The organism is Nonomuraea sp. NPDC049695, from assembly GCF_040674955.1.
GTDB lineage: Bacteria > Actinomycetota > Actinomycetes > Streptosporangiales > Streptosporangiaceae > Nonomuraea > Nonomuraea helvata.
The window spans coordinates 83,396-101,497 of sequence record NZ_JBFANV010000036.1 but is presented as its reverse complement, the minus strand read 5'-3'; the positions used below and the strand labels follow the sequence as shown (position 1 = coordinate 101,497).

15 protein-coding genes are annotated in these 18,102 nt (G+C 69.2%); 6 read left to right on the top strand and 9 right to left on the bottom strand.

The annotated features are described in order from the left end of the window. Window positions 1-154: 154 nt before the first annotated feature. Both AB0J64_RS28845 and AB0J64_RS28840 read left to right on the top strand, forming a co-directional pair. On the top strand, window positions 155-595 hold the full coding sequence (locus AB0J64_RS28845; RefSeq protein WP_364033292.1) for a hypothetical protein: 441 nt from the start codon (window positions 155-157) through the stop codon (window positions 593-595). Beyond that, window positions 592-1,578, top strand: coding sequence for an IS481 family transposase (locus AB0J64_RS28840; protein WP_364033289.1), 987 nt, complete (start codon window positions 592-594; stop codon window positions 1,576-1,578). Before AB0J64_RS28845 ends, AB0J64_RS28840 begins: the two co-directional genes overlap by 4 nt. On the opposite strand, the gene AB0J64_RS28835 is transcribed toward AB0J64_RS28840, so the two are convergent. After that, on the bottom strand, window positions 1,575-2,936 hold the full coding sequence (locus tag AB0J64_RS28835; protein WP_364033286.1) for an NAD(P)/FAD-dependent oxidoreductase: 1,362 nt from the start codon (window positions 2,934-2,936) through the stop codon (window positions 1,575-1,577). The genes AB0J64_RS28840 and AB0J64_RS28835 overlap by 4 nt on opposite strands. A gap of 43 nt (window positions 2,937-2,979) precedes the next feature. Then, window positions 2,980-3,615 carry a PadR family transcriptional regulator gene (locus AB0J64_RS28830; protein WP_364033283.1) on the bottom strand — a complete coding sequence of 212 codons (636 nt, stop codon included), beginning with the start codon at window positions 3,613-3,615 and terminating at the stop codon, window positions 2,980-2,982. Window positions 3,616-3,802: 187 nt separating this feature from the next. Between AB0J64_RS28830 and AB0J64_RS28825 the strand changes: the two genes are divergently transcribed. After that, window positions 3,803-4,585: an arginase family protein gene (locus tag AB0J64_RS28825; RefSeq protein ID WP_364033310.1), complete on the top strand. Its 783-nt coding sequence runs from the start codon at window positions 3,803-3,805 to the stop codon at window positions 4,583-4,585. A gap of 5 nt (window positions 4,586-4,590) precedes the next feature. Here the strand turns inward: AB0J64_RS28825 and AB0J64_RS28820 are convergent, their stop codons facing one another. Together AB0J64_RS28820 and rsmA are read right to left on the bottom strand one after the other, a co-directional pair. Next, a complete protein-coding gene (locus tag AB0J64_RS28820) occupies window positions 4,591-4,956 on the bottom strand; it encodes an NlpC/P60 family protein (RefSeq protein WP_364033280.1) in 366 nt (121 codons plus the stop codon). A gap of 514 nt (window positions 4,957-5,470) precedes the next feature. After that, entirely contained in the window at window positions 5,471-6,310 is an 840-nt protein-coding gene (rsmA, locus tag AB0J64_RS28815; protein ID WP_364033307.1) for a 16S rRNA (adenine(1518)-N(6)/adenine(1519)-N(6))-dimethyltransferase RsmA, read from the bottom strand. Between the two features lie 91 nt (window positions 6,311-6,401). Between rsmA and AB0J64_RS28810 the strand changes: the two genes are divergently transcribed. Then, window positions 6,402-8,552 carry a protein kinase gene (locus AB0J64_RS28810; RefSeq protein WP_364033304.1) on the top strand — a complete coding sequence of 717 codons (2,151 nt, stop codon included), beginning with the start codon at window positions 6,402-6,404 and terminating at the stop codon, window positions 8,550-8,552. Beyond that, entirely contained in the window at window positions 8,552-9,748 is a 1,197-nt protein-coding gene (locus AB0J64_RS28805; RefSeq protein ID WP_364033277.1) for a hypothetical protein, read from the top strand. Before AB0J64_RS28810 ends, AB0J64_RS28805 begins: the two co-directional genes overlap by 1 nt. A 185-nt stretch (window positions 9,749-9,933) precedes the next feature. Here AB0J64_RS28805 and AB0J64_RS28800 read toward each other — a convergent pair whose 3' ends face one another. From AB0J64_RS28800 to AB0J64_RS28785, 4 genes are all read right to left on the bottom strand, one after another. Then, a complete protein-coding gene (locus tag AB0J64_RS28800; protein WP_364033274.1) occupies window positions 9,934-10,842 on the bottom strand; it encodes a ubiquitin-like domain-containing protein in 909 nt (302 codons plus the stop codon). Between the two features lie 81 nt (window positions 10,843-10,923). Continuing rightward, window positions 10,924-11,778, bottom strand: a complete 855-nt coding sequence (locus AB0J64_RS28795; RefSeq protein WP_364033271.1) for a TatD family hydrolase — start codon at window positions 11,776-11,778, stop codon at window positions 10,924-10,926. 21 nt (window positions 11,779-11,799) lie between these two features. Beyond that, the gene (metG, locus tag AB0J64_RS28790; protein WP_364033268.1) at window positions 11,800-13,581 is read right to left on the bottom strand and encodes a methionine--tRNA ligase; all 1,782 of its coding nucleotides are present in this window, start codon (window positions 13,579-13,581) and stop codon (window positions 11,800-11,802) included. A 137-nt stretch (window positions 13,582-13,718) separates the two neighbouring features. Then, window positions 13,719-14,939, bottom strand: coding sequence for a glycosyltransferase family 2 protein (locus tag AB0J64_RS28785; RefSeq protein ID WP_364033265.1), 1,221 nt, complete (start codon window positions 14,937-14,939; stop codon window positions 13,719-13,721). Between the two features lie 99 nt (window positions 14,940-15,038). Between AB0J64_RS28785 and AB0J64_RS28780 the strand changes: the two genes are divergently transcribed. Next, complete coding sequence (locus tag AB0J64_RS28780; protein ID WP_364033262.1) at window positions 15,039-16,586, top strand: hypothetical protein; 1,548 nt, start codon at window positions 15,039-15,041, stop codon at window positions 16,584-16,586. On the opposite strand, the gene AB0J64_RS28775 is transcribed toward AB0J64_RS28780, so the two are convergent. Then, window positions 16,522-18,099: a phospholipid carrier-dependent glycosyltransferase gene (locus tag AB0J64_RS28775; protein WP_364033259.1), complete on the bottom strand. Its 1,578-nt coding sequence runs from the start codon at window positions 18,097-18,099 to the stop codon at window positions 16,522-16,524. The two genes, AB0J64_RS28780 and AB0J64_RS28775, sit on opposite strands and share 65 nt — an antisense overlap. Window positions 18,100-18,102 lie beyond the last annotated feature (3 nt).

The window sequence follows — 18,102 nt, the reverse complement described above, 5'->3', positions numbered from 1 at the left end:
ACCCCTGGAAGTACTCAACGAGTCCCTCTCAACCCAAACAGCCGCATAGGCTCTACGCCCATAAGAAGGCTGTCCGGAATCACCGTGGCCCCTCAGTGCGGCCGGAGCGATCGGCGTCGCCGCTCTGAGCACACTGTCATCGACGAGCCCATTCGTGGTCGCGGCCGTCGGCTACGTGGCTGCTGGGATCGGTTTCGGCCTGCTGGTCCCCGGGATCACCCACGTGGCCATGCGCAACATCGCCGGGCCCGTCGCAGGTGCTGCCTCGGCTGTCCTGAACTCCTCTCGCCAGCTCGGCACCGCCGTAGGACTGGCGCTCGTCGGCGCTATCGGTGCAGCCACAACCCAGCACACCTGGACCAACTCGCGATTCGGGGACACGGGCTCTGGCTCCGCCTCCATCGCTACCGGGAACCTGCAAGGAATCCCCGCCCATATGCAGGACACCGCTCGTAGTGCATTCGAGATGGGCTACCACGTCGCCCTCGGCGTCTGCATCGCGAGCCTCTTGCTCGCGGTCGGGCTATCGCTGCGAGCGCTCAAACAACAGACGCCTCGCACCGAGGCGCTCCGGGTGAAGGAGCCGAGCCTGTGAGCCACGCGAACGCCGCCCTGACCCCGCGAGCCCGCCTCAAGGTCGCGCAACTGGTCGTCGACCACGGCGTCCCGATCCGAGAGGTCGCTGCGCGATTTCAGTGCTCGTGGCCCACCGTCAAACGATGGGCCACCCGGTACGCGAACGGGCAGCCGATGACCGACAGATCCTCGCGTCCATGCACCAGCCCCTCGAAGACACCGGTGGCGACGACCAGACGAATCGTCTCGCTCCGCCTTCGTAAGCGCATCGGCCCGGTCCAACTCGCAGCATTGACCGGGGTCGCACCATCAACCGCACACCGGGTGCTTCGGCGCTGCCAGATCAGTCGCCTGAGCTATCTCGATCGTGCGACAGGCGAACCGGTGCGCCGCTACGAACACCGCTACCCGGGTTCGATGATCCACGTCGACGTCAAGAAGCTCGGCAACATCCCTGACGGCGGCGGGTGGCGATTCGTCGGCCGCGAACAAGGAGCACGCAACAGGGCCAGGACGAAAGGAAAACTGAAGAACCGCCACCACAACCCGAAGATGGGCTGCGCATTCGTCCACACCGTGATCGACGACCACTCCCGTGTCGCCTACGCCGAGGTTCACGACGACGAGACAGCAACCACGGCCACCGCGGTACTTCGCCGAGCCGTGACCTGGTTCGCCGACCGCGGCGTCACCGTGGAGCGGGTGCTGTCTGACAACGGGGCCGCATACGTGTCACATCTCTGGCGGGACACCTGCAGCGAACTTCGGATCAAACACTCCCGCACGCGGCCCCGCCGTCCGCAGACCAACGGAAAAATCGAGAGATTCCACCGCACCCTTGCCGACGGCTGGGGATATGCCCGCTGCTACCTCTCAGAAAGCGAGCGCCGCGCCGCTCTATCTGCGTGGCTTCACACCTACAACCACCACCGACCACACACCGCGATCGGCAATAAGCCGCCCATCGCCCGCTTGATCAACCTCCCGGGTCAGTACAACTAGGCCTCGTCGTCGCGGCCGGCGCCGCGGAAGGTGGACTCGGCGGCGACCATTCTGCGCTTGACCGGCGGAAGGTGGTCCATGACCCGCATCGCGGTGCGCATGCCGGCTCGTACCAGGTCCGCCGCCAGGCCGTCCTTGTGCAGGATGGAGTGCCCGTCCATCTGGGCGCGGGACTTGACGACCGCGTCCCAGGCGTAGGCGGTCATCCGCGTCTCATAGTCGTGTACGGCCTCCAGCAGAGGCAGCTCGCCGCGGTGGACCTTGAGCAGGTTGCGGGTCAGCAGCCGCGCGTCGCGCAGGGCGGTGTTTGCGCCAACGCCACGGCCGGGTGTCATGGTGTGGATGGCGTCGCCGATCAGGGTGACGTTGCTGGTCTGCCACTGCGGGATCGGCTCGGAGGTGCGGATGGTGAGCGGGAAACTGCTGCCGGGGTCGCCGAGGGAGAAGATCGTGCGCAGGTTGGGGTGCCAGTCTTGGGTCATCTCCAGCACCAGGCGCTGGATGTCGGCGCCACGCATGCGGGAGATGTCTCGGGGGAGCCACCGTTCGGAGGCGGCGAAGCCCCACATGATGTAGTCGCGGCTGTTGTCGTAGAGCATGCCGGGCCAGGCAGCGATGGCCTCGGCGTCGGTGGTGCCGATGCCGGTCCTGGGCCTGCCGTCGGCGTCCCATTTGAAGCGCATGACATGGATGACGCACATGAATCCCTTGGGACCGTGCACCATGCTGACTCCTTCGGTCATCCGCTGAGGCAGCAGCGCGGCGGTCTGCGGGGTGAGCGGAGTCTTGCCGGTGATCCCGATCAGGCCGGTGTCGGCGAGTTTCGCGTGCGGCAAGTACTGTGCCCGCACCTTCGAATGGGCGCCGTCGGCGGCCACCAGCAGGTCGCCGGTGGCCGTGGTGCCGTCGGTGAAGTGCGCGGTCACCTTGCCGTCGGGATGCTGCTCGTAGTGTGAGAACTCCTTGTCGAAGTGCACGAGATCCTCGATGCCGGTGAGCAGCACCTGTCGTAGCGTCATGCGGCTGACCGACTCGTCCTGCTCCTCCTCCGACGGGCGGTCCTCTGACTTGAGGACCTCCGGGCCCGCCGAAAAGAGGAACTTCAGCTCGTGAGTGAGCTGGTTGCCGTAGATCGGCCGCTGGGCGCAGGTGGCGATGAATGTGTCGTACAAGTCGGGCGGCAGGTTGTCCTTCAAGGCACGCTTGCCGTCGGCATCGATCCCGACTCGATAGCCCTGCAGGCCGTCGCGCCGGGTCCGGTCGCGTTCGTAGACGGCGACGTTGATGCCGGCGCGCTTGAGCCCTTGGGCCAGACAGAGACCGCCGGTTCCGGCGCCGATGATGAGAACGTCAAGCATGATGACACTTCCTGATCACTATGAAGAGCCCGGAGGTCGGGCGTCAGCGGGGATCGTCTTCGTCGGGGTGCTCGGAGGCGGCCGCGACCAGTGACTCCGTGGTCCACGCGATCTCGCTGGAGCGTAGGTCGGCGGCGACAGAGCGGACCCACTCCAGCTCGGCGGCGGTGGTGGCGCGCAGGTACTCCATCTCCAGCACGAAGAGCCGCCCCCACTGCTCCCCTTCGGCCACGACAGCTTGGAGGCGCGCCAGCTCGTCGGCGAGATTCTCTTCGCGTTTCTCCAACTGCTCCAGCACCTCGCGGACGTCCAGCAGCGGGATGAACGAGATTGCCGCCGGAAATTCCGGATACTTCCGCGTCGGGTTGGCCAGCGCGTCCAGCATCCACTCGCGCCAGACCGAGCGACCCTTGTCGGTCAGGGCGTACAGGGTCCGCTCAGGACGGTTGGCCTCCCGGCCACTCTCCCGTACCTCGATCAATCCGGATTTGTGCAGCCGCTCAATGGTCCGGTAGAGGCTGGCGCGCTGCCCGACGTTGACCACCTCGGCCTTGCCACGGTCCTTGATCAGGCGCTGCATCTTGTACGGATGCATCGCGCCTTCCTGCCGGTACTCGGCCTCCCGCAAGAGGGAGAGCACCGCCAGTCCCAGCGTCGATCGCTGACCCGATGTACTCATAGTCGCCAGGCTACCAGTTACCTGGCGACTATTGCGTCGGGTATTGGCGGTCCACAGGGCAGCAGCCGGCCATGATGGGGCGCGAGGGTGGCTTGCCGAGGCAGACCTCGTTGGACGGTGTGGCCGTGGGCTCGCCATCCTGGAGTGGTAGCTCGCGTTGAGGGTTGAGGAGGGCGCGTTGTCCGAGGTGACGGTTGTCGAGGTGCCACAGTGGCGAGGGTCGGGGGCGCGTACGGCGGAGCGGTTGCGCGAAGGGGCGCGGTTGCTGGCCGACATGGTGCACGCCGACCGTCGCGTGCGGGTGGAGGTCGATGACGATCTGGTCCTCACCGCCTCCAGGGTGCGTGAGGCCGTCGCACTGGCCGCCGATGGCCTCGTGGTGACCACCGGTGGGGATTGCGGGGTCGAGCTGGAGCCGGTGGCGGCGGCCAGGAAGAGGCACGGGGATCGGCTGGTCGTCGTGTGGTTCGACGCGCATGGGGACCTGAACACGCCGGACTCCTCACCTTCTGGGGCCTTTCATGGGATGGTGCTGCGGGCGCTCACCGGGGACGGGCCCGCAGGGCTGGTGCCGGGGGACCGGCTGGATCCGGGGCGGATCGTGCTGGCGGGGGTGCGCGATCTTGATCCTGCGGAGCTGGCGTTCGTCGAGGACCGCATGATCCGCCGGCTGACCGTGGCGGATTCCGGTGCGGCCCTTGCCGAGGCGATCGCGGAGATCCATGACGAGGCCGCCGTCTACGTGCACATCGACTTCGATGTGCTCGATCCGGAGATCTTCGCGAGTGTGGGGAGCCCCGCGCCTGGCGGACTGCGTCCCGATGGGCTGCTCTCACTGGTCTCCGCCGTGGCTGAACGGTTCGAGGTCGTGGGGCTCGGGCTCATGGAGTACGAGCCCTCCAGGGAGGAGGACCAGGCGACGCTCTCCGGGCTGGTCAAGGATCTGGTGGAGGTCTGCGCTCGGCGCTGAGCGGCTCAGCCGGGACGGGTCATGCCGCGGAAGACGGCACGGTAGTAACGGGAGCCGAGGAAGTCCGTCGTCTTCACCACGTCGCCTGTCTTGGGGGCGTGGATCATCAACCCGCCCCCTAGATACAGGGCCACGTGGGTGGGGTCACCTGTGCCGCCGCCGAAGAAGATCAGGTCGCCCGTGCGGCGCGCGCTGAGCGGAACGCGGCGGCCCTGGCGGAACTGCGTGCCCGTGTAGTGGCCGAGGGCCACGCCCGCCCGGGCCCAGGCGTAGAGGGTCAGGCCGCTGCAGTCGAAGCCTCGCGTCCCGGCTCCCCTGCCTATGCCGATGGTGGGACCGCCCGCCGAACCTCCGCCCCACGAGAAGGGCACGCCCCGCTGGGCGAGAGCCGCGGCGGCGGCGATCTCGCCGCGGGTGCGTCTGCCTGCCGGGCGCGGGTGGGGGCGCGGATCGCAGCAGCGCCCCGCCTGCTTCGGAGACGCCGGCGGCCTCCAGGGTTGTCGGGTGCACCGATCCACTCGTGCGCATGAACGGCAGAGGCCCGCTCGTCCGCATGAACGGCAGAGGCCCACCCGTCCGCATGGACGGCAGAGGCCCACCCGTCCACATGGACGGCAGAGGTCCACTCGTGCGCATGGACGCGGAGTGAGGGAGGCTGCTCGAGCCGGGTCGGCGGAGATGGCGAGGGCTGCGAAGAGTGCGCCGGCGATGGCCGGTCGTAGCTTGATCATGTTGGCCTCCTGTGGGGACGGGAGGCCAGGATCACGCGGCGGGGTGCGGCGGCTTGAGGCCGAACGTGGTTCTGTGGATGGCGGGAGGGAAGGCGCGAGAGGTTGTGGAAATCTTCAGGGCGCAGGCCAGGATCGCCCCCCTCCGCCCCGGCGGTTACGGTCTGGACTCGGCGATGCGGGCGAAGGCGTGGACGTCCAGTTGCTCGCCCCGGGCGGACGGGTCCACTCCGGCCGCGCGGAGCGCCTCCTCCGCCTGCGCCGCGCTGCCCGCCCACGAGGAGAGGGCCGCTCGCAGGGTCTTCCTTCGTTGCGCGAAGGCGGCGTCCACCACCGCGAACACCTCCTCGCGCGACGCCTTCGTGGCCGGCGGCTCCCGCCGTACCAATGAGACGAGGCCGGAATCGACGTTGGGGATGGGCCAGAAGACGGTACGGCCAACCGGACCTGCGCGGCGGACGTCCGCATACCAGGCGGCCTTGACCGACGGCACCCCGTACACCTTGGAACCGGGGCCGGCGGCGAGGCGGTCGGCCACCTCCGACTGGACCATGACCAGGCCCTTGCGCAGGGACGGCAAGAGCTGGAGCAGGTGGAGCAGCACCGGGACGGCGACGTTGTAGGGGAGGTTGGCGACCAGGGCCGTGGGGGTGAAGCCGGACAGGTCGTCGGGGGTGATCCTCATCGCGTCCGCGTTCACGACCGTGAGCTTTTCGGACCCCCCGCGCTCGGCGACGGTGATGGGGAGCTGGCGGGCGAGCACCGGGTCGATCTCGACGGCCACCACGTGCGCGGCCGACGGCAGGAGCGCGAGCGTGAGCGAGCCGAGACCCGGCCCGACCTCGATGACCACGTCGTTCTCCGACAGATCGGCGACGCGGACGATGCGCCGGACAGTCCCTGCGTCGATCACGAAGTTCTGGCCTAGCTTTTTTGTCGGACGAAGATCTAGCTTGTCCGCCAAAATACGTATTTCCGCTGGGCCCAACAGCCTCATCATCCAATCAGTCTCTCGCATCGAAGAACCAGCGATGGCGCTTGGGGAGACCAAAGGAGAGGATGGCGTGGAACAGGAAGGGACGTCCCTCATGGAGCCAACGGGCGCCGCGCCGCTCCGCCCGACGGACTTGCGGGAGATCGGGCCGTACCGGCTGCTGGGCCGGCTCGGCGAGGGCGGCATGGGGACCGTGTTCCTCGCACGGGCGCCGACGGGGCGATTTGTCGCGCTCAAGGTCGTCAAGGCGGAGTTCGCCAACCAGGAGGGGTTCGCGGCCAGGTTCCATGCCGAGGTCGAGAACGCTCGCCGGGTGGCGTCGTTCTGCACGGCTCAGGTGCTGGACAACGGCAACACCGGGGACGGCCGTCCGTACATGGTGACCGAGTACATCGCGGGCACCCCGCTCTCCGACCAGATCACGACATACGGGGCTCTGGAGCCGGGGCCGCTGCACGGCGTCGCGCTGGGGGTGGCGGCGGCGCTGGCGGCCATCCACGTGGCGGGGCTGGTGCACAGGGACCTGAAACCGGCGAACGTGATCCTCTCGCTGTCGGGGCCCAGGGTGATCGACTTCGGCATCGCGAGGGCGCTCGACCGGGAGACCGGATTCACGCTCTCCGGTGAATTATTAGGCAGCCCTGGATGGTGGGCCCCGGAGCAGGTACGCGGCGAGCTCGTCACCCCGGCGGCCGACATCTTCGCCTGGGGCTGCCTGGTCGCGTACGCGGGCAACGGGCGGCATCCTTTCGGCCGCGGCGACGCCATCACGCTGGCCACGCGCGTACTGAACAACCCGCCCGAGCTGGGCGCGCTGCCCGCGCCACTCAACGAGCTGGTACGGCGGGCCACCTCGATGGACCCCATCCTGCGGCCGACGGCGCAGGATCTGCTGATCGCCCTGGTGGGAGGGAGCACGCCGGCGCGGGCCGCCGATCCGCCCACCCTGGTCGCGAACGAGATGCTCAGCGACTGGCAGCCGCCGCAGAACGTCGTGGACGAGCCGGACATCACGGCCACGTTCACGACTCCCCCGCCGAGCGACGCCACGGGCCGCCGGGCTTCTGTCGTACCGGGCGCTCCCAGCAGCACTCCGGGAGCTGCAAGCGTTCCAGGCGTTCCGGGTCCCAGCGTTCCGGGTCCCAGCGTTCCGGGTGCCCCCGGCGTGTCCGGTCCGCCGGGCGCGTTCGGCGGCCAAGTCGGTACGGCCGGCACGCCGCCCCCTCAGCAGAGTCAGGCCTCGATCGAGGAGCTGGCCAGGAGGGAGGAGGAGGCAGCCAAGGAGGAGTTCGCGCGCTGGGAGGCCCAGGCTCGGGAGAAGGAGCAGGCCCAGGCCGAGGCGCTGGCGAGGAAGAAGGAGCAGGCACGGTCGCACGGCCAGGAGGCGCAACTGCGGCAGGGCGGGCTCCCCGGCACCGAGACCCAGCCCGGCGAGCGCCGTACGGAGGCCTTACCGGGCCAGGGCCGTACGGCGGCCCTCCCTGGCCAAGGCGGCACCCTGCCGAGCCAAGGCGGTGCCCTTGCGGCCCAAGGCCGTGCCCTGCCGGGCCAAGGCGATACAGCGGCTGGGCCGGGCGAAGGCCCCACGGCAGCCCTGCCGCCGGGCCAAGGCGGCCGTACGGCAGAGGGCCACACGGCGGCGCTGCCGGGCCAAGGCCGTACAGCAGAGGACGCCACGGCGGTGCCGCTGGGCGACGAGCCTGACACGCTGGGCGGTTCGAGGACAAAGGGCACAAGGTGGCTCATCGCCGCGGCGGCGGCAGTGCTGGCCATCGTGGTGACGGTGGCCGTCCTGATCGTCACCTCCGGCCGCAACACGGCCATCACCACGACCTCCGGACCCCCCTCCTCCCAGGCGGCCGCCTCGGCGCGCCCCAACGACGTGGGCCGCCGGTTCGCGCTGGGCGCCAACTTCGATGACCCCATCGCGATCGTCGCCTCGGCGCCGGAGTGCGGGCTGAAGGAGTACGAGGGCAAGACAGCGACCCAGGGGCAGCTCTGCGTGGTCCGCTGGACGATGATCAACCCGGGCGGCGAGCGCAGGCAGCTGATCCAGCCCGTCGTCACCATGATCGACGATCGGGGCGGCGAGCACGACCCGGCCGCCGTCACGCTGCCCCCCGCCATCCTGCCGGGCGGCCGCGTGGACAGCGCGTTCGTGTTCGATCTGGCCATGTACCGCACACCCGTGAAGATGACGGCGACCATGCTCGAGAACGGCAAGCAGATCGAGGTCGGGTTGTGATGATGATCCGATCTGCGGTGATCGCGCTCATGCTGACCGCCGGAGCGCCCCTGATGTCCACGACCACGGCGGCGGCCTGCACCGGAGCGGCCGACTTCGACGGCGACGGCGTGGACGACGTGGCCGTGGGCGACCCGTTCGCCGACGACCAGAAGGGCTCGGTGAACGTGCTCTCCGGCGACAAGGTCGTCCCCGTCACCGTCCCGGATCTGGCCAGAGGAGACGCCTTCGGCTGGTCCGTACGGCTGGCCAAGGTCAACGCCGACGCCTGCGCCGACCTGGTGATCGGCGCGCCGTACGCGGACGTGGACGGCACCGAGGACGCCGGGGCCGCGTACGTCGTCTACGGCGGCGGCGGCGCCGCGCCGCCGCAGCGTCTGACCGCGCCCCAGCCGCAGCGGTTCGCGCACTTCGGCTGGTCGCTGGCCGCGCACGGCGACCTGGTGGCGATCAGCGCGCCGTACGAGGACGAGAACCAGCTGCCGGACGCGGGCGCCGTCTACGTACGCAAGGGCGCGGGCCGGCTGAGCAGGATCAGCCAGGAGTCCGACGACGTGCGGGGCAACGGCGAGGTCGGCGACCAGTTCGGCTGGTCCATGGCGTTCGGGCCCGGGAACGAGCTGGTCGTCGGTGTCCCGTACGAGAACGACGACGGCGCGGGCCGCCAGGTGGAGACCGGAAAGATCGACTCCGGCTCGGTCGTCTTCATCGAGGACGTGCTGGCGCCCAAGCTCTCGACGCTGAAGCTCGACTCGCCGACCGACGTCTCCGGCGACCGGTACGGCTACGCGGTGGCGTACGCCGAGGGCTCCGGGTACGCCGTGAGCTCGCCGGGGGCCGGCTACGTGCAGCTGCTCGACCCTGGCAGGAGGCCCACGAGGAGGGTGACGCAGGAGGGCAAGCAGGCCTTCGGGTTCTCGATGGCCGCCTCGGCGGACGGCAGGCTGGCCATCGGGGCGCCCTACGGAGGCGGCGTCCGGGTCATCTCCTGGAAGAACGCCGCGGAGGACAGGCGGCTGCCTGCCGGCGACGGGCTGTTCGGCTGGTCGGTGGCCTTCAGCGGCAACAAGCTCTTCGTGGGGCAGCCGGATGCGCAGCCGTACGGGAAGGTCTCGGTGGCCGGACGCAACGCCGACACCCTTCAGCCGATCCAGCCCGCCAAGGGCGCCGACTTCGGCGCGTCGCTGTCCGGCTGACAGGCCCCCTCGTCTGGTGGGGCGTATCGCCGTAAGTGTCCTACGCCGCCGACGTGGGCCAGGGTCCTTCGGGGAGGCAAGGAGGAGGTGGGCGGCCCAGGAGCGGGCCACGTGCACAAGGGCAGACGGGCCAGGGCCGGGCTGGTGCGGCAAAGGCCGGGCGGCCCGGCCCAGGGCGCCGGGGGTCAGCTGAGCAGGCGGTCGCCGCAGGTCGGCCACTGGGTCTGCCACCGGTCGCCCATCTGCTGGTAGAGCACCTGGGCCCGGTACGTCTGCTCCTCCACCGGCCAGCTGCTGGGCAGTCCCATCCCGCCCACGGCCTCCCACACCGGCGGACTGAACTGGTACATCCCGTAGTAGGGCCCGTCCGGGTTGTACGCCTGGGGGTCGCCGTTGGCCAGGCACGCGGCCAGCGCCTGCCAGTCGAGCGCCATGACGTCCGGGCGGATCGGGATGGTGTGCGGTGGCGCGACCGTGATGACCGTTCCGTCCTTGGGGAAGCTGTCGAGCGGAGGCGTCACCACGTAGCCGCGGCGCAGCGGGACCCCGTTCTGCCTGAGCACGTCGCGTACCGTCCTGGCAGTGGTGTGCGTGGTGATCGGGGCGGTGCCCGCGACCACGTACACCTTGCGCCTGGTGTAGAAGGTGAGCCGCATCCCCGACAGCGGCACCGCGTCGTACGGCGGCGCGGACGCCTGACCGGCTGCCGGGGTGAGGTCGAGCTCGGCCAGGGCGTCGCCGACGTTCGTGGCGGTGACCAGGTGCCTGCTGGTGCGGCCGTCCAGGGTCAGGGTGATCGGGCGCGCGTGGCGTACCTCGATGGTGGACCCGTCGGCGACGTCCTCCTGCGCGGCCGGGCGCACGGCGTCGCCGTACCCCACCGAGACGCCGGCCTCGGCGAGCACGTCGCGCACGGTCCCCGCGAACGCGCGGACCTCCGTGCGCTGTCCGTCGACGATCACGACGACCTCTTTGACCAGGTACGACACCGCCACAAGTGCCCCGAGCGCCGCGGCGCCCGCCAGGCACACGACCGGCGTCCACGGTGAACGCCAGGGGATCGGCGGACGCGGCGCACGCCTCTTTCCTCGCACGAACCACCTCCGGAACGGTCAGGACCGCCCGAACGTTAGCGAGGCGTCACCCGCCGCTTCGGCGGGTTCACCGAAAGATGGTCACCACTCGCCGAAGACTGTGACTCCGTTGGCGCTGATCGCCTCACACAGCCGATCCGGATGGACCCCTTTGACCTCCGCCAGGCAGCGCATGGTGAGAGGGATGAGGTAGGGGGCGTTCGGCTTGCCCCGGTGCGGGACCGGCGGCAGGTAGGGGGCGTCGGTCTCGACCAGCATGAGCTCCGGGGGCGCGACGTGGGCGGCCTCTCGGAGGTAGCCGGCGTTCTTGTACGTGACCGGCCCGGAGAAAGACATGAAATATCCAGCTTCGGCGCACTTTTTCGCCATTTCGGCGTCGCCCGAGAAGCTGTGGAAGACGACCTTGTCCGGCGCGCCCTCGTCGCTCAGCACCTTGAGCACGTCGTCGTGCGCGTCACGGTCGTGGATGACCAGGGCCTTGCCGGTGCGCTTGGCGATCTCGATGTGCGCGCGGAAGCTCGCGTGCTGGTCCTGCTTGCTCGCCCAGTCGCGGAAGTAGTCGAGCCCGGTCTCCCCCACCGCGCGCACCTCGGGCAGCCGCGCCAGCCTCTCGATCTCGGCCAGGACCTCCGGGGTGGCCTCGTGGGCCTCGTTCGGGTGGATGGCCACCCCGGCGTACACGCCCTCCTGCTCGGCCGCGACCTCGGCGTTCCACCGGGACGACTTCAGGTCGTAGCCGATCGTGACCAGCCGGATCACGCCGACCGCCCTGGCCTCCTCCAGGATGCCGCGCACGCTGGCCTCCGCCGCCTGTGCGGCCTGCGCCACCGGGTCACCGGACGACGCCTGCCTGTTGCCGACCATGATGTCGAGGTGGCAGTGGCTGTCGAACACAGGGGCGGAGAGCGGCTCCGGAGCGGCAGGAAGCTTGGTCACGCCATCCAAGGTAGCGCCCGATCACTCGCCCAGCCGGGCCAGCTCCTCGTCCACGACCTTGGGGTCGAGCTTCTTGAACAGCGGCACGGGCGGCGCGAGCGGCGTGCCCGGCTTGATCGGCCGGTGCTCCCAGCGGGCCGCCCCGTCGTAGTCGCCGGTGATGACCGGGTAGGAGGTGCCGCCGTCCTCGTCGACGTCGCGCATCTCCGGCATGCCGGCCCACACGCCCTCGCCGCCGAGCATGGTGAAGACCTTGTTGGACGAGCCGGGCAGGAACGGCGTGAGCATCGTCTTGGCGTCGTCGACGACCTGGAGCGCGACGTGCAGGATCGACTTCTGCCGCTCCGGGTCCTCCTTGAGCTTCCACGGCTCCTGCTCGGCCAGGTATTTGTTGGCCTCGCGGACCACGTCGAACGCCTCGGTGATCGCGTTCTTGAAGCGAGACCTCTGCAGCTCCGCGCCCACCGGCGCGAACGCGTTGCGCGAGCGCTCCAGCAGCGCCCGGTCGGCGTCGGTCAGGTCGCCCGGCTCCGGCACGACCCCGAAGTTCTTCGCCGCCATCGAGATCGACCGATTGACCAGATTGCCCCAGGCTGCCACCAACTCGCCGTTGTTGCGGTTGACGAACTCCTGCCAGGTGAAGTCGGTGTCCTGATTTTCCGGGCCTGCCACCGCGATGTAGTAGCGCAGCGCGTCGGCGTCGTAGCGCGCCAGGAAATCTCGTACGTAAATTACTACTTGCCTGGACGAGGAGAACTTCTTGCCCTCCATGGTCAGGAACTCGCTCGAGACCACCTCAGAGGGCACGTTGAGCGCGCCGAGCGAGCCCGCCGAGCCGTCGCGCGCGCCCTGCCCGTTGTAGCCGAACAGCATCGCCGGCCAGATCTCGGCGTGGAAGACGATGTTGTCCTTGCCCATGAAGTAGTAGCCGCGGGCGTCGGGATTCTGCCACCACTCGCGCCACGCGTCGGGGTCGCCCGAGCGCCTGGCCCACTCGATGGAGGCCGACAGGTAGCCGATCACCGCGTCGAACCAGACGTACAGCCGCTTGTTGGGCTGGTCGCGCCAGCCGTCGAGCGGGATCGGCACGCCCCAGTCGAGGTCGCGGCTGATCGCGCGCGGCTGCAGGTCGCCGAGCAGGTTGAGCGCGAACTTCAGCACGTTGGGCCGCCACTCGCCCTGCTTGGACTGCAGGTAGGAGCCGAGCACCCCGGCGAAGGCGGGCAGGTCGAGCATGAAGTGCTCGGTCTCGACGAACGTGGGCGTCTCGCCGTTGATGCGGCTCTTGGGGTTGATCAGCTGGATCGGGTCGAGCTGGTTGCCGCAGTTGTCGCACTGGTCGCCGCGCGCGCCGTCGTAACCGCAGATCGGGCAGGTGCCCTCGATGTAGCGGTCGGGCAGCGTGCGGCCGGTCGAGGGCGAGATCGCCCCCATCGTGGTCCTGGGGAAGATATAGCCGTTGTCGTAGAGGCCCTTGAAGATCTCTTGAGTGACGGCGTAGTGGTTTTTCGTCGTGGTCCTGGTGAACAGGTCGTAGGAGAGCCCCAGCCCGGTGAGGTCCTCGGCGATGACGCGGTTGTAGCGGTCGGCCAGCTCCCTGGCGCTCACGCCCTCCTTGTCGGCCTGCACCTGGATGGGCGTGCCGTGCTCGTCGGTGCCTGACACCATCAGCACCTTGTTGCCCGCCATCCGCTGGTAGCGGCTGAAGACGTCGGACGGCACGCCGAACCCGGAGACGTGCCCGATGTGGCGGGGGCCGTTAGCGTACGGCCACGCGACGGCGGTCAAGATGTGCTGGGACATAGTCCTAAGCCTACGGGTCTCCCATCCCGCCTCGAACCCACTTCCCCCACACGACACGTCACTCTCCGGCGGCCCTGTGGCCCAATGGGAACGGCGCCCACACCGTGGGCGCCGCGAGGTCGGTAGGGGGCAGGGGATCAGCGCTTGGAGTCCTCCAGGGAGACCGCTTCCGCGGCCTCCTCGGCGGCCTTGGCTGCGACGTCGATGGAGCTCTCCCGGGTGCGCCGGATGCCCAGGATGCTGACGAAGAGCGAGGCGAAGATCGTCTGGAAGCTCATGATCAGCGCCGTGGCGGAGGGCACCACGATGCGCAGCGACTCCCGCGGGTCCAGCTCACCGAAGCTGCGCACCTGCCAGTGGACCAGCGACATCACCAGGCCGACCAGACCGGCGAGCGCCAGCAGGCCGCCGACCACGAGCCCCTTCTCCAGGCTCACCACGTCGATCAGCTTGCGGATGCGCGGCGACTCCGGCAGGAAGCCCTCCTCGGCCGCGTACACCTTGGTGAACACCGCGAACAGCGCCGCCTGGAAGCCGATCACCACCAGAGCGGACGACCCGACCAGGGTGTCGACGTCGAAGGCCAGCTCGCCGATCTCCACCGGCCCGAACGTCAGAGCCGTCCCGGCGGCGAGGCCGAGGAGCATCATGAGGACGCCGGGGTAGAAGAACAGCCACTTCGGGCTGTAGAGGAGCAGGAAGCGCAGGTGGCGCCAGCCGTCGCGCCAGGAGCGCAGGTGCGGCGGGCGGGAGCGGCCGTCGGGCGAGAGCGTCGTGGGGACCTCGCGCACGTCCAGCCCGGAGAGCGTGGAGCGCACCACCATCTCGGAGGCGAACTCCATGCCGCCCGTCTGCAGCTGCAGCCGCAGGATCGAGTCGCGCCGGAAGCCGCGCAGCCCGCAGTGGAAGTCGCCGATCGCCGACGGGAAGAACAGCCGGCCGATGAACGACAGCACCGGGTTGCCGAGGTAGCGGTGGAGCGGCGGCATGGCACCGGGGGAGATGCCGCCCTTGAAGCGGTTTCCCATCACCAGGTCGGCGCCGTCGCGTAGTTGCTCGACGAACGGCAGCAGCGAGGTGAAGTCATAGGAGTCGTCGGCGTCGCCCATGATGACGTATTTGCCGCGCGCCGCCCTGATCCCGCCCATGAGGGCGTTGCCGTAGCCCTTCTCGTCGACGTGGACCACGCGGGCGCCGGCGTCGCGGGCGAGCTGTTGCGAGCCGTCCGTGCTGCCGTTGTCGGCGATCAGCACTTCGCCCTCGATGCCGTGCTCCGCCATGCACGCCAGTGCCTTGCGTACACAGACTTCCACGGTCTCCGCCTCATTGAGGCAGGGCATGACCACCGTCAGTTCCACGTGTCTACCCTTCAGTTAAGGCTGTTCCAGTGAACCATCATGCCCTCTGCCCCATGGTGTTCGGGTCAAGACCCAAAAACGACTGGCATTCTTTACACCATGGTGAGCGTCGCGGAGATTACCCCTGTGGACCACTCCGCCCCTGGCCGGGCAGCTCGCGCGCTGTCCATGGTGCGCCGGCATCGGGTGTTCGCCGCGGCTTTCGGCGTAGGCGCCGTGCTGCGGCTCATCACCATGCTCGGCTACGGCCCGGCCATGTGGTTCAACGACTCGTACGAGTACGTCTCGGTGGCGCTGCACCCGAGGCCGCACCCGATCAGGCCCGACGGCTACAGCTTCTGGCTGCTGCTGCTCAAGCCGTTCCACAGCTTCGCACTGGCGATCTTCACCCAGCACCTGATGGGCCTGGCCACGGCCTGCCTGATCTACGCGCTGCTGCGGATCAAGTTCAGGCTGCCGAAGTGGGGCGCCACGCTGGCGGCGGCGCCGATGCTGTTCGACGCGTACCAGATCCAGCTCGAGCAGATGGTGATGTCCGACACCATGTTCACGCTGCTCGTGGTGGGCGTGATCACGCTGGTGCTGTGGAAGCGGCGGCTGTCGTGGCAGGCGGGCGCGGTGGTCGGCCTGCTGCTGGCGCTGACGTGGCTGACACGCTCGATCGGCCTGCCGATCCTGGCGCTGGTGGTGCTCTACCTGCTGGTCAAGCGGACCGGCTGGCGCCCGATCACCGCCGTCATCACGGCCTCCATGATCCCGGTGATCGCTTACATGGGCTGGTTCGCCTCCGCGTACGGGAAGCTCGCGATGACCAACAGCGACGGCCTCATCCTCTACATGCGCACGGCCATCTTCGCCGACTGCAACAAGATGCACATCGACAAGTACAAGGAGGTCCAGCTCCTGCTGCTGTGCATCAACGACCCGGTCAACCAGCGCAAGGACTACGCGCAGTGGTACCTGTGGGGTCAGGGCAACGGCGACGGCACGGGCACGGGCGAGGTGCTGCACCGGTGGGGCGCCAACAAGAAGTTCACCGAGATCACCAACGACGCCGCCAGCGCGTTCGCCACCCGGGCGATCCTGTCGCAGCCCGGCGACTACCTGAAGGTGGTCGCCCGTGACTTCTTCCGCTCGTTCCACTGGTCGCGGCCGCGCTTCCCGGACGAGTCGACGTACAACATGTACCAGTTCAAGCCCTACTACGACCCCGACGAGAACGGCCAGCCCAAGCGGCTGCCGAAGTGGCCCTCGTACCAGGGCGGCAGGACCGACACCGACGCGTTCAGCTACGAGCAGGGCCCGCCGGAGACGCGGATCGTGTCCCCGTGGGCCGAGATCATGAGCGGCTACCAGAAGGTGTTCTACCTGCGCGGCATCATGCTCGGCGGGATCCTGCTGATCGGCCTGTACGGCGTCGTGGTCAGGTGGCGGAAGTTCGGCGGCCCGGTGGTGCTGCCGTGGCTGGGCTCGGTCGGGCTGCTGCTCGCCCCGGCGGCGACGGCGGAGTTCGACTACCGGTACGTGCTTCCTGCCGTCCCCCTGGCGTGCGTCGCGGCGGCGATCACACTGCGCAAGGGCGTCACTTGGGTGCGGTGGTCACCCAGGAGGACATCAGCATCCGAGACCACCACTCTGCGTGTGTGATCGTCTCGGCGGTCAGCACCGGATAGAGCCACCAGAAGTTGACCAGCACGATGAGCGCGAACGCCCCCACCGTCGCCGCCCCGACCGCCCGCCGGGGAGCGGGGGCGTCCTGCCTGCCCAGCGCCAGCCCCGCCATCAGCACGAGCGCCAGCACCATGAACGGCACGACGGGGATCATGTAGAACAGGTACATCGTCCGGTTGTCGGCGATGGCGTAGTAGAACCACGGCAGCCAGCCGGCCGCGTATCCCAGCAGCGTCGCCCCGGCCCGCCAGTCGCGCGTGGCCACGTACCAGGCGACGAGGCCGACGAGCGCCAGCAGGGCGGCGTACCACAGGGCCGGGGTGCCGACGCCGTCCACGGCCTGTGAGCACGCGGCGGCCCCGCACGCCGACGGCGGCACGTCCGGCGGATAGTAGAAGGAGACCGGCCGGATCAGCAGCGGCCACGTCCAGGGCTCCGACATGTACGGGTGGTATTCGTGCAGGTTGCTGTGGTAGCCGAGCACGTCCAGGTGGTACTGCGCCCATGACCGCAACGAGTCGGTCACGAAGAACACCGGCCCGGACGAGGTGGCCTGGCCCCAGTTGCGCCCCCAGCCGCCCGCACTGGCGAACCAGCCGGTCCACGACACCAGGTACGTCACCACCGGCACGACCGCCATCGCGGCGACCGCGCCCGGCAGGTCGTACGAGAGTGTCCCCCGGTACGGCCCGCGCAGGCCGAGCGCCCGCCTGGCCCCCGCGTCCCACATCAGGCTCATGATCGCGAACGCGATGAGGAAGAAGATCCCCGACCACTTCACCGCGCACGCGGCCCCCAGGCAGAACCCGGCGGCCAGCCGCCACGGCCTGAGCCCCAGCCGGGTGACCGCCCCGCTCTCCTGCAGGTCGGCCAGCCGTTTCCGCGCCCAGTCGCGGTCGGCCACCAGGCAGGCGAACCCGGCCAGCACCCAGAACATCAGGAAGATGTCCAGCACCGCCGTACGCGACAGCACCAGGTGGAGCCCGTCGAGCGAGAGCAGCAGCCCGCCCAGGCACCCCAGCAGCGTCGAACGCGTCATCCTGCGCGCCACCCTGGCCATGATCAGGATGGAGAGCGTGCCGACCAGGGCGGCGGCGAAGCGCCAGCCGAACGGGTTCATCCCGAACAGCCACTCCCCCACGGCGATCATCCACTTGCCCAGCGGCGGATGCGCCACGAACGAGGCGCAGTCGTCCGGCTGCGGGCAGTGCTTGAAGATGTCCAGGTTGCCGGCGATGAGGCGCTGGTCGGCGACCGGATTCTTGGAGTCGCCGAGCATGGTCCGCTCGACACCGTACCTGAGCAGCGAGTACGCGTCCTTGGCGTAGAACGTCTCGTCGAAGACGACCGCGTTGGGCTCGCCGAGCCTGATGAAGCGCAGGAGGCCGCCGAAGAGCGCGACCAGGAGCGGCCCGGCCCAGCCCACCAGAGTGGTCCCCTGCATCGGCGGGACCAGGCGCTGCGCGGAAACCCCCCAGTTCCTCACCATGCG

Excerpts from the sequence above, each read along its gene's own strand:
- AB0J64_RS28835 (WP_364033286.1), bottom strand. The coding sequence starts at position 2,936 with ATGCTTGACGTTCTCATCATCGGCGCCGGAACCGGCGGTCTCTGTCTG.
- AB0J64_RS28830 (WP_364033283.1), bottom strand. The coding sequence starts at position 3,615 with ATGAGTACATCGGGTCAGCGATCGACGCTGGGACTGGCGGTGCTCTCC.
- rsmA (WP_364033307.1), bottom strand. The coding sequence starts at position 6,310 with ATGAGGCTGTTGGGCCCAGCGGAAATACGTATTTTGGCGGACAAGCTA.
- AB0J64_RS28810 (WP_364033304.1), top strand. The coding sequence starts at position 6,402 with ATGGAGCCAACGGGCGCCGCGCCGCTCCGCCCGACGGACTTGCGGGAG.
- AB0J64_RS28805 (WP_364033277.1), top strand. The coding sequence starts at position 8,552 with ATGATGATCCGATCTGCGGTGATCGCGCTCATGCTGACCGCCGGAGCG.
- metG (WP_364033268.1), bottom strand. The coding sequence starts at position 13,581 with ATGTCCCAGCACATCTTGACCGCCGTCGCGTGGCCGTACGCTAACGGC.
- AB0J64_RS28780 (WP_364033262.1), top strand. The coding sequence starts at position 15,039 with ATGGTGAGCGTCGCGGAGATTACCCCTGTGGACCACTCCGCCCCTGGC.
- AB0J64_RS28775 (WP_364033259.1), bottom strand. The coding sequence starts at position 18,099 with ATGGTGAGGAACTGGGGGGTTTCCGCGCAGCGCCTGGTCCCGCCGATG.